15 protein-coding genes and 1 tRNA gene are annotated in these 10,581 nt (G+C 61.4%); 9 read left to right on the top strand and 7 right to left on the bottom strand.

Features of this window, described 5'->3' with window-relative positions; all coding sequences use genetic code 11:
• The 7 genes from E5W70_RS26340 to E5W70_RS26310 all read left to right on the top strand — a co-directional run.
• Positions 1-236 (top strand): histidinol dehydrogenase (locus E5W70_RS26340; RefSeq protein ID WP_292663979.1); only part of this gene is annotated, 236 nt, incomplete at its 5' end.
• 2 nt (positions 237-238) lie between these two features.
• On the top strand, positions 239-724 hold the full coding sequence (locus E5W70_RS26335; RefSeq protein ID WP_292663977.1) for a UPF0262 family protein: 486 nt from the start codon (positions 239-241) through the stop codon (positions 722-724).
• A gap of 1 nt (position 725) precedes the next feature.
• Positions 726-1,193, top strand: coding sequence for a low molecular weight phosphatase family protein (locus tag E5W70_RS26330; RefSeq protein WP_292663983.1), 468 nt, complete (start codon positions 726-728; stop codon positions 1,191-1,193).
• A gap of 89 nt (positions 1,194-1,282) precedes the next feature.
• Entirely contained in the window at positions 1,283-1,501 is a 219-nt protein-coding gene (gene infA, locus E5W70_RS26325; protein ID WP_006200926.1) for a translation initiation factor IF-1, read from the top strand.
• Positions 1,502-1,526: 25 nt separating this feature from the next.
• Positions 1,527-2,156 (top strand): Maf-like protein, encoded by a 630-nt coding sequence (locus E5W70_RS26320; RefSeq protein ID WP_292663975.1) that lies wholly within the window; start codon positions 1,527-1,529, stop codon positions 2,154-2,156.
• Positions 2,153-2,344 carry a DNA gyrase inhibitor YacG gene (gene yacG / locus E5W70_RS26315; RefSeq protein ID WP_292663973.1) on the top strand — a complete coding sequence of 64 codons (192 nt, stop codon included), beginning with the start codon at positions 2,153-2,155 and terminating at the stop codon, positions 2,342-2,344. Before E5W70_RS26320 ends, yacG begins: the two co-directional genes overlap by 4 nt.
• A gap of 373 nt (positions 2,345-2,717) precedes the next feature.
• A tRNA-Phe gene (locus E5W70_RS26310) sits at positions 2,718-2,793 on the top strand.
• A gap of 178 nt (positions 2,794-2,971) precedes the next feature.
• On the opposite strand, the gene ggt is transcribed toward E5W70_RS26310, so the two are convergent.
• The 6 genes from ggt to E5W70_RS26280 all read right to left on the bottom strand — a co-directional run bounded on the left by ggt (position 2,972) and on the right by E5W70_RS26280 (position 8,652).
• Positions 2,972-4,564, bottom strand: a complete 1,593-nt coding sequence (ggt, locus tag E5W70_RS26305) for a gamma-glutamyltransferase (RefSeq protein ID WP_292663971.1) — start codon at positions 4,562-4,564, stop codon at positions 2,972-2,974.
• A gap of 21 nt (positions 4,565-4,585) precedes the next feature.
• Complete coding sequence (locus E5W70_RS26300; protein ID WP_292663981.1) at positions 4,586-5,305, bottom strand: ABC transporter permease; 720 nt, start codon at positions 5,303-5,305, stop codon at positions 4,586-4,588.
• A complete protein-coding gene (locus tag E5W70_RS26295) occupies positions 5,302-6,015 on the bottom strand; it encodes an ABC transporter permease subunit (RefSeq protein WP_292663970.1) in 714 nt (237 codons plus the stop codon). Before E5W70_RS26295 ends, E5W70_RS26300 begins: the two co-directional genes overlap by 4 nt.
• 69 nt (positions 6,016-6,084) lie before the next feature.
• Positions 6,085-6,930, bottom strand: a complete 846-nt coding sequence (locus E5W70_RS26290) for a transporter substrate-binding domain-containing protein (protein WP_292663968.1) — start codon at positions 6,928-6,930, stop codon at positions 6,085-6,087.
• An 85-nt stretch (positions 6,931-7,015) separates the two neighbouring features.
• On the bottom strand, positions 7,016-7,687 hold the full coding sequence (locus E5W70_RS26285) for a GntR family transcriptional regulator (RefSeq protein WP_292663966.1): 672 nt from the start codon (positions 7,685-7,687) through the stop codon (positions 7,016-7,018).
• A 509-nt stretch (positions 7,688-8,196) separates the two neighbouring features.
• Positions 8,197-8,652, bottom strand: a complete 456-nt coding sequence (locus tag E5W70_RS26280; protein ID WP_292663964.1) for a hypothetical protein — start codon at positions 8,650-8,652, stop codon at positions 8,197-8,199.
• 567 nt (positions 8,653-9,219) lie between these two features.
• Between E5W70_RS26280 and E5W70_RS26275 the strand changes: the two genes are divergently transcribed.
• Positions 9,220-9,438, top strand: coding sequence for a hypothetical protein (locus tag E5W70_RS26275; protein WP_292663962.1), 219 nt, complete (start codon positions 9,220-9,222; stop codon positions 9,436-9,438).
• 130 nt (positions 9,439-9,568) lie between these two features.
• Here E5W70_RS26275 and E5W70_RS26270 read toward each other — a convergent pair whose 3' ends face one another.
• Positions 9,569-9,760 carry a DUF3606 domain-containing protein gene (locus E5W70_RS26270; protein WP_292663960.1) on the bottom strand — a complete coding sequence of 64 codons (192 nt, stop codon included), beginning with the start codon at positions 9,758-9,760 and terminating at the stop codon, positions 9,569-9,571.
• 425 nt (positions 9,761-10,185) lie between these two features.
• Here E5W70_RS26270 and E5W70_RS26265 point away from each other — a divergent pair, with 425 nt between their 5' ends.
• Positions 10,186-10,485, top strand: a complete 300-nt coding sequence (locus E5W70_RS26265) for a DUF1236 domain-containing protein (protein ID WP_292663959.1) — start codon at positions 10,186-10,188, stop codon at positions 10,483-10,485.
• The last annotated feature ends 96 nt before the right edge of the window (positions 10,486-10,581 follow it).

Here is a 10,581-nt window from a genome sequence, read left to right as displayed (position 1 = left end):
GTCATACGCCGGAAGCCATCGGCGACTATGTCGCCGGCTCCAACCACGTGCTGCCGACGGCGCGCTCGGCGCGCTTTTCGTCCGGGCTTTCGGTGCTCGATTTCGTCAAGCGCACGTCGATCCTGAAGCTCGGGCCGGAGCAGTTGCGGGCACTGGCGCCGGCGGCGATCACGCTGGCCAAGGCGGAAGGTCTCGATGCGCATGGTCGCTCCGTCGGCATCCGGCTGAACATGTAGAAATGTCCGACTACGACCAAACCCGCGCCAGGCTGATCGATGTCGAGCTCGACGAGACGATCGGCCGTTCGACGCCCGATGTCGAGCATGAGCGGGCGGTGGCGATCTTCGACCTGATCGAGGAGAACCGTTTCCAGCCGGTCAATGACGACGGCGCCGGGCCATACCGGCTGAAACTGTCGCTGGCCGAATCCCGGCTGGTGTTCGCGGTGGCGCGCGAGGACGGCGCAGCCGTGGTCACCCACATCCTGTCGCTGACGCCGCTTCGGCGGATCGTCAAGGATTACTACATGATCTGCGAAAGCTATTACGATGCCATCCGCACCGCGACGCCCAGCCACATCGAGGCGATCGACATGGGCCGGCGCGGGCTGCACAATGAAGGCTCGCAGACGCTGATGGACCGGCTTGCCGGCAAGATCGAGATTGACTTCGACACGGCGCGCCGGCTGTTCACGCTGGTTTGCGTGCTGCACTGGCGAGGCTGAACTGGCCGCCCCGCTGCCCCGCCCGATCCTGCCCCGCTCGATCCTGTTTGTCTGCGGCATGAACGCCGTGCGCTCGCCGATGGCCGAATTGCTGGCGCGCAAGGTGCTTCCGCCCACCACCTTCGTCGCCTCGGCCGGGGTGCGCGGCGGCGAACGCGATCCGTTCGTCGATGCGGTGCTGGCCGAAGAAGGGCTGTCGCTCGGCGAACGGCACCCGAGAACGATGGACGACCTCGAGGACGATTATTTCGACCTGATCGTGACGCTGGCGCCGGAAGCCCACCACACCGCGCTCGAGCTCACCCGCTCGCTGGCCGTCGAAGTCGAGTATTGGCCGATGCCCGACCCGACCGGCGTCAGCGGCACGCGCGAGCAAATCATGGCCGCCTACCGCGACGTGCGCGAGCGGCTGAAGGCGCGGATCGGCCGCCGTTTTCTCGGCAACGGGGCTGAAAACGCCGCGGATTAAGCATGTTCACAAGCGGACGTTTATCATATAGGTTCCGCGCAACTTTCCGGCCGGGGCGCTGGAAGTACCCATCCAAGCAAAGGTATCGAATGCCGAAGGAAGAAGTCCTCGAGTTTCCGGGTGTCGTGACGGAACTGCTGCCCAACGCGATGTTCAGGGTCAAGCTCGAAAACGAACATGAAATCATCGCCCATACGGCCGGCCGCATGCGCAAGAACCGCATCCGCGTTTTGACCGGCGACAAGGTCCTGGTCGAGATGACGCCCTACGACCTGACCAAGGGCCGCATCACCTACCGCTTCAAGTAAGTTCAAGGACCCGGCCGGGATCGCGATGGGCATTTTGCAGAAGCTCGTGCTTGCCTCGGGTTCGCCGCGCCGGATCGAGCTGCTGCAGCAGGCCGGCATCGAGCCGGACCGCGTTCTGCCGGCCGATGTCGACGAGACGCCGCTGCGCGCCGAACACCCGCGCTCGCTGGCCAAGCGGCTGGCGACGCAGAAGGCCGAGAAAGCGCTGGCCTCGCTGAAAACCGAGACGGACTACCTGCCGAGCTTCGTGCTGGCGGCCGACACGGTGGTTGCGGTGGGGCGGCGCATCCTGCCCAAGGCCGAGACGCTCGACGACGCCGCCAACTGCCTGGGGCTTTTGTCCGGCCGTTCGCACCGCGTCTATTCGGGCATCTGCCTCATCACGCCGGGCGGCAAGCAGCGCTTGCGGCTGGTCGAGACCAGGGTGCGGTTCAAGCGGCTGCCGCGCGAGGAGATCGAGGCCTACATCGCGTCGGGAGAATGGCGCGGCAAGGCCGGCGGCTATGGCGTCCAGGGGCTTGCCGGCGCCTTCGTCGTCAAGCTTGTCGGCTCCTACACCAACGTCGTCGGCCTGCCGCTCTACGAGACGGTGGCGCTTTTGAGCGGCGAAGGGTTTAAGGTGCACGCCAACTGGCTGTCGGGTGCGCGGCTATGAGCTCGGACGACAAGGTCACGCCACTGCGGCCCAAGCGGCCCTGCCCCGAATGCGGCAAGCCATCGGCGCGCGAAACCTATCCGTTCTGCTCGACCCGCTGCAAGGACATCGACCTCAACCGCTGGCTGAAGGGTGTCTACGTCATCCCGGGCCGCGACGACGAGGACGACAACAACGACCAGAAATAGCGCCATCCGCCTGCGGTTTTCCACAAGCTTGGGGCGGCTTGCCCGCCCTGACCGCGCCGGTGAACTGGCCTGCATTGAGGGCAAATCGTTTCTGCCTGAAATCAATGTCCAGCCTGTTCCACCCGGATAGAATCGGACGGAACAGGCTCTGGCTTTTCGTTTGAGCATGATCTTTTCCGAAAACCGGATTCCACTTTTCGCGATCATGCCTTTTGTTGGAGCATGATCTTTTCCGAAAACCGGATTCCACTTTTCGGGATCATGCTCTAAGCGCTGGACAGGCCGAATTCCCGTGCTATAACCCACGCGCTTTCAAGGGGTGCCGACGGCGCTTTCATGAACCCGGTGTGCAGATTGCCGCCCGCCGGAGCAGGCCCAGATAGCTCAGTTGGTAGAGCAGCGGACTGAAAATCCGCGTGTCGGTGGTTCGAATCCGCCTCTGGGCACCATTTTTTCCCTGTACGGCCCGGAGACATGGGTAACAGTTTGTACCTAAGACATGGGTGACAACCTCGCGCCGAGCGGATTGTCGACGGCGTGCAAGAATTATCTGGACCATGGCGCCAGCGACGCCGGCCAAATGTCGATGAAGAACTCTTCAGCATCTTGGATCCCGCTCTGGCCACCCTACAGACCGAGGGCGCAGCCGTCCTTGCGCGGCTCGGAACCGCCCAGCAGGGTCCCGTTTGCCCAATCGATGCGAATAGCCTGCGCACCGCCGATCGGGTCCGCGGCAGGAATGATTTCGAAACCGCGCCGGCTAAGTTCAGCTGCGGTTTCGCCAGCGAGCCCGTGTTCGGCCTGGACGTGCATGGTGCCGCTGACGGGGGCGACCCGCGGCAGATCAATCGCCTCCTGCAGATCCATCCCGAAGTCCAGAACCTTCGTCAGCAGGTGCGCGTGGCCCATTGCCTGGTAGTAGCCACCCATAACGCCGAAAGGCATTTCTGCCCGGCCGTCTCTCGCAAGCATCCCGGGTATGATGGTATGCAAAGGTCGCTTGTTCGGCGCCACTGCGTTGGGGTGCTTGGGGTCAAGCGAAAAGCTTTGCCCGCGATTGTGCAAGACGACACCGGAGCGTGGAGAGACCAGGCCCGAGCCAAAGCTGTCGAAGACCGAGTTGATGAAACTGACCGCATTACGATCCTTGTCGACAACGGAAATGTAGACCGTGTCGCTGTGCAGCGGCATGTCGAACGCCGGCAGGTCCGCGCGGGCGCGCTTTAGGTCGATCATGCCGGCCAGATGATCGGCCCAAGCATTCGACAACATGTCGGCCACCGGGACCTCGGACGTATCAGGATCGGCGACGAGCAGGTCACGCGCGGCGTAAGCGAGGCGTGTCGCTTCAATTTCCAGGTGAAGCCGGTCCGCGGATTGGGGGTCGCCGTGAGCTTCGAAGCGCGAGAGGATGTTTAGAATCAGCAAGGCGATCACACCCTGGCCATTCGGCGGACATTCGAACACATCGCAGCCTCGAAACGCCGTGCTGATCGGGGTCACGTACTCGCCTGTTGCCGAGGCGAAATCTTCGCGTGTGTGCAATCCGCCGAGCCCACGAAGATAGGCGACCATGTCTTCGGCCACAGGGCCAGTGTAGAAAGCCTCTCGTCCCTTCTCGGCGATCAGCCGCAGCGTTGCGGCCAACTCAGGCTGGCGGTGCACTTGGCCAACGCGTGGCGCGCGACCGTTTGGCAGGAAAATCCGTTTCGCGGTAACATCGGAGGCCAGAAGTTCTTCTTCCAACGCCCAGTCTCGATGGACCCGCGGTGAAATGGCGTAGCCTTCCTCGGCGAAACGTATAGCGGGGGCCAGGATTTGATCGAAGGGCATATGCCCATGATCAGCGTGCAATCTGGTCCAGGCATCGATGGCTCCCGGAACGGTGACAGAGCCAGGAGAATTGCGGGCCACCTCGGCCATGCCACGTTCGAGGAACCAGTCAATTGTGAGGGCGGCGGGTGTCCTGCCCGATCCGTTGTAGCCGATGACCTCATCGGATCCGTTTCGCGACAGAAGAGCGAAGCAATCGCCTCCAATGCCGGTCGAGGCTGGCTCGACGACACATTGCACCGCGCAGGCTGCGATGGCGGCATCCATGGCGTTGCCGCCGGCCGCCATGATCTCCACTGCCGTCAGGGTCGCCGACGGATGAGAGGTGGCGGCCATGGCCTTGCGTGAAACGACGACCGAGCGCGTTGGTTTCTCAAAATTTCGCATGCTATGCCCTTCTGATCGTGATCAAGAGGCGGCGTCGCTCATCGTCGAGGGGCGGTGCCGCAGATGCCGCGACATCCAGTATTCGAGTGCCGCCAAGGCACGGATGATCGCGAAGTTCAAAGTGAGATAAATGGCGCCCGCGCAGATGAAGACTTCAAAGGCGCGGTAGGTCTGGGAGATCAATCCCTGGGCAATTCCAGTCACCTCCATCAAGGTCACGATGGAAGCCAGAGACGTGCCCTTGATCATCAGGATGATTTCATTGCCGTAACTCGGCAGCGCCTGGCGAAAGGCCAGCGGCAGGATGACATGCCGGTAGGTCAGATAGGTGGACAGGCCGACAGACCGGGCCGCCTCGACAAGGCCGCGTGGCACCGATTGAATCGCGCCGCGGAGGATTTCGCTGCCATAGGCGGTGGTGTTGAGTGTCAGCGCGATGATTGCGCACCAGTAGGGTTCGCGGAAAACGGCCCACAATCCAATTGCCGACAGTTGGTGGCGGAACTGACCAAGGCCATAATAGGTCAGAAAAATCTGCACCAGCAGGGGCGTGCCCCTGAACACGGCAACGAAGCCACGGATCGGCAAGACGACGAAGGGCGATTCCGATTGCTGGGCAAGCGCCAATGTGACGGCAAGAACGAAGCCGACAACAATGGAAGTCAGGGCCAGTTCCATCGTAAGCGGCAGGCCAGCAAGGAGCTTCGGCAGGATTTCGAGGAAAAAACCGAAATCTATCATGCCGACCGGACGCGCCACGGCGCCCTTCGTTCCAGACGGTAAAAGGCATGGCCCGTGACGGAAGCGATAGCCAGATAGAGCAAGGCTGCAGCAATGTAGAAGATGAACGGTTCACGGGTCGAACCTGCAGCGATCTGTGCCTGGCGCATCAGTTCAACGAGGCCGATCACCGATATCAGCGACGAGTCCTTCAGAACCAACTGCCACACATTGCCGAGACCTGGCAGCGCGTACATCAGGAGCTGGGGAAACATAACCTGTCGCAGCCGCTGCAGCCGGTTGAGACCAAGCGCGCAAGCGGCATCGTGCTGTCCTTGGTCGATGGCGAGGTAAGCCCCTCGATAGACCTCTGCCTGATAGGCGCCCGAGATGATGGCGATAGCCAAGGTTCCAGTGGCAAAGGCTGGAACGCCGACGAATCCGGACCCGCCCAGGCTATGACCAAGCGAGGTCAGGGCGACGCTTCCTCCATAGTAAAGCAGATAAATGGTCAGAAGGTCGGGCACGCCTCTGAAAACGGTGCAATAGCCGAGGGCCAAGAACCTCAATACCTTGGAGTTGCGGAGACGCCCGGCCGCTGCCAGCCCACCGAACACAGCGCCAAGCGCAAAGCCCAGCACAGACAGGAGCACTGTAACCGAGGCCGCCATGAGAAGAGCAGCCCCCCAACCTCCGTGGTGGAAACCAAGCAGCCGGATTGCGTCAACCATTGATACCCCCGGCAGGGCGAACGGCTCAGCTCCGGAACGCGGTCAGGAATGGCCGTTCGCCTAAAGCGCCTACTTGACTGGAGTGACGTCGCTCTTGAGCCATTTAAGCGACAGGGTTTTGATCGTGCCATCGGCGATCGCCGCGTCGATGGCACCGTTGAGCATGTCTTTCAGCTTGGTGTCCTCTTTGCGGATACCGGCACCGGAGCCAAGACCGAAGAGCCCCCCGACAAATCCCGGTCCTGCAAGCGTATAATCGCTGAACTCCGGTTTGCTCAGCGTGGCAGCCAGCGCTGTCTGTTGTGCGAAGAGCGCGTCGATGCGACCCGCGGCAAGATCGAGATCGTGTTGCTCGGTGGTTTTGTATTCGCGAATCTCGGCGACGTCCGAGAAGTATTTTTTCACAAATTCCAGGTTCGCCGTTGCGGCCTGAACGCCGATGATCTTTCCCTTCAGCAATGGCTTGAGCTTGTCGATTGCCGCCTGCGCAGAGGCTTCATTCTCCAGCTTGAACCGCTCGTTGGAAATGCCGAGCTTGCCCAGTTCGCTATCCTTGGCGACCGCGAAACCTGAAGGATCCACCGCATATGGCTGGGTAAAGTCGATGACCTTCAGACGTTTTTCAGTGATGAACATGCTCGCCATGATCACGTCGAACTTGCCGACGGTCAGCGCGGGGATCATGCCGTCCCAGTCCTGTGCGACGATCTTGCACTCGATCTTCATTCGCCCGCACAGATCATTGGCGAGATCGACTTCGAAGCCATCCAGCTTGCCGTCGGCTGTTGTGAAATTCCAGGGCGCGTAGGCCCCTTCGGTGGCAATGGTAATTGCCTTTGGTGTTTCTTGCGCAATGGCGGCCTGGACCAGGCCGAACAGGACCGACGCAATGGCTGCGATGCGGCTAATTTTCATGTCATTCTCCTCTTTTGCCGGTATGGCAGTTCCCTTTCGTCGTGCCGGATTATCTTTCGGCTTCAACGAGTTTAGATGGTATTTTCTAGCGGCGGCCGGGACTTGCGAAGTTGGCCAGAAGCGGCGCCGTCTCGACGATGTGGTCCCGCATGACGATCTCTGCCTTGCCGGCATCGCCTGACCGCAACACCTCAATCAGGATCTCGTGCTCGGCGCGCGCGCTGGCTGGCTTGTCGACATAGTCGAACCAGATGCGCAGGTAGGGCTCGATCACCACATGCAGGCTGGCAATCTGCCGGACCAGTTTGGGCCGGTTGCTCAATTGGCAAATCTGCAGATGGAAGGCCTGGTGGCGCACGACCCAGTCGCTGCTGCCGGTCTGGCTGGCGCGCTCCATGCGGTCGAGCTGGCGTTCCAGTTCTTCAAGCACTTCGACATCGATGTGCGGCATGGCAAGCCTCACAGCCAGCCCTTCGAGCACCGAGCGTATTTCAAAGGTTTCGTAGATCTCATCGAGGGTAAGCCCAGCGACGATGCAGCCACGGTTCGGGCGAATGACCACAAGACCTTCCGCGGCCAGCTGGCGGAATGCTTCGCGAACCGGCATGCGGCTCATGCCGATTTCCGTCGCGATCTCTTCCGGGATCAGCCGATCCCCCGCCCGATAACGCCCCATCCTCAGGGCCCGCTGGATGTGGCGATAAGCCTCCTCCTCGGCGGTCGTGATGCCCAACGGCTCGATTGCGTCTGCTGCCATGTCCTGGGTCCAATCGAAGCGTATCTGTGTATCCACTTATCCAGTCGTCGAAACCTATGTCAAGCACCGATGCTTGTGGGTGTTAGAATTTCTCTTGTGAGAATAGACACTTGGAGGGAAAAATGAGGCAAGCAACCGCGATCAGCTAAGCCGCTGATCGGCCGCTTGGCGGCGTCCTGCAAAAAGGCCCGCCGCCCCATTTGCGAAGCGGCGAGGCCCCATATTCGGGGACGATTGCCGGGGTTCCCGGCATTGCCTACAGTGCAATTCGGGTGCCAGAATTGTTGACCCAAAACGGGTCACCGCACCGGAGGCGCGAACACGGACCTTCCGCGATCACGCTACTGCCGCGCATTGCCATTCCTGCTATGTTACTTTCTGGCGGACCTGATTTTTCCGCCTGGCCGGCGCCCCATCAGGCAACTTACCCCAACGCGCCCCCCAAGTGGCGCCGGCCATTTTCCCCTTGTTGGGGCACGGTCGCGCCGATTCTGTCATGCGCTTTCGAGCTATGGCAATCCGCCGGCGAGCCGCTTTGCCCAGCCTGCGACCATCAGTCCGCACGCGATTCCCGCGCAGTCGGCCACCCAGTCGAATAGATCCGGGTCGCGCCCTATCAGTTGCACGGCCTGAAGACCCTCGATCGCTGCGCCCGTGAGAGCGAGGAGCACGATCAGCTTCGCCTTGTGTTCCGGCCAGCCGAGACTTCCGAGAGCCGCAAGGACGACGAAGGCGGCGCCGTGATTGAGCTTGTCGTGATCAAACGTGAAAGCCAGGCCAAGACCCTGCAGGAGTTGCTCCGGCAGAAGGGCGAACAGCAGAACGCCGGCAAACGCGGCGGGAAAGGCAATTCTTGCCACGATCTGATAAGAATCCAGGCGCAACAAGGATAGAATGGCCTTTCGTCCGAAAATCTGCAGGGGAACACCACCGGCCGGCGAATCGAGAGCGAGCGCGGCGTCCAATCTCCGCCGTCCGGGCGTCCGGTGCATCGTCAGAATGAATGAATGCCCCGGTTCAGCCACTGGACAGGCCGGGGCTGCTGGCAGTGCTCTGCATTGGTGTAGCTTCCGCGATCACGCAATTACGTGTTGCGCCAGTGCGGCTACTATCTGGCTGCGGCGGACCTGATTTCCGCTTGGCCGGCGCTGCGTCAGGGCACCTTACCCCATGCTACCCGAAGCGGCGCCGGCCAGAATTCCACCGGTTGCGTGAGGAGCGACCCGCGTCAAAAAAGCCCGCCGCCCTGTCGGACGACGGGCTCCGTTGCCTGGGCGCCCAGGGCGCCACGGTAGCGACTGATGTTACGAGTGCTCCCGCAGGTTTCCAATATGCTGCTGCCGAACGGCGTTGCGCATCGGCTAAACAAACGAAGCCCGCGCCTCTGGCGGAGGGCGCGGGCCGACCGGGTTGCACCCCGATCTGCAGCAGAAACCCGGGAGGTTCCCGCTGCTTAGGATAACAATTAGAGACTTCTAATGTTCCGGTCTAGGGAAGATGCCGGCTGCACCAGAAATCTCGTGGTCGGAGCGATGACGATCGAGGCGTCACTTCCTGCGCAAGTCGATCTGGAAAATCCGCTCGTCGAAGTGCCGCGTTTCGACGGCAAAGGTCAAAGCCACTTCAAGGACCAGACCGCCACGGTCGTCCCGGACTTTGACTGCAATCCTGCGGTGAGGAAGGCCATCCCTGGCCATCTCGGCCAATGTGCGAAGAGCTTCTTTCCTGACCAGCGGGAAATCGACATATAGCGTTCCCTGATCGTCGGAACGGGGCATTGCGCTTGGCCGAAGCGGCGGCATCCGGGCACGTTGTCGATAGCTGGCCGGGATCTCGGCCGATCGTGATCAGTACCTTTCCACCGTTGGCTTCGCCGCTATCTCACTTGCGCGCGCGCAATGCCTTCACCGCCTGCGAGAGGATCATCCGGTCGCCACCGGTCCTCTTGATCAGCTTGCTCACCTGGCTGGGCGAAACACCATTTTCGCGCGCGAAATATTCGACCTCATAATACTCATCCGCCGAAACGCGATTGCGGTCGCTGAAGTCTCGCTTGCTCTTGTCGTCGGCCATTTCTCTTCTCCTCGCCCCTTCTCTTCGCTTCAGGGGGTCAACTTTGGTCAGAAGCACGCAGCAATTTGAGGGTTCGCCCGCCACAAAGTGACGCGCGAACCCTATCGGCGCAGGAAGGGACAGGGCTGCGCAGATGCCGGGTTCGATCGGAATGGAACAGCCAAGATCGGTGCGAGCAACCGTCGACTTTTTCCATGGAATCCTCCCGGAACGTGCAGCCAGCAACGGCCACGCGCCGCCGCGGTTCCGGGTCACGCGACAAACTCACCCTTTGCGCGCAAGGATCAGACTTAGGTCCTGCGGCAACACGTCGGTTGGTCCCTGCCGGGCGGGACCGAAGCCCCGTCGACGGAACGTTTTCAACTGCCTTCCGTTCGAGTGAGCCTTGGCGCGAAGAGCGGACCGAGTTCGCAAAGGAGACGACCATGAGAATGCATTTTTCCACTGCGGTGGCGGGACTGTTGCTGCTGGCAGGCGTCGGCGCCGTTGCGGCGCAAGACGTTGTCATCGAGCCGGAGCAGGAAACGGTCATCAGGGAGTATGTGAAAAAGCAGCCGCTGGCCTCGGTGAAAATCCCTGGGGTGGAGCTCAATATCGGCTCGACGCTCCCTGACACCGTCGAGCTTCATGAGGTCCCGAGCGTCAAATATCGTTATGTCGTGATTGACAACCGCACAGTTGTCGTCGACCCAGGCACGCGCAAGATCGTCAAGGTCATCGATTGACGTGAAAGCTCGGGCAGCCGTCGCCCGCCGCTCGGAAAATGAGCGGCGGGCGACGTATGCGTCAGGGGTTCCTGCCGCGCGACGACGCCGAGGAAC

Origin of the sequence: Mesorhizobium sp. (genome assembly GCF_005063415.1) — a bacterium.
Lineage (GTDB): Bacteria > Pseudomonadota > Alphaproteobacteria > Rhizobiales > Rhizobiaceae > Mesorhizobium.
The sequence above is the reverse complement of the archived record's forward strand: the minus strand, read 5'-3'. Positions and strand labels throughout refer to the sequence as shown.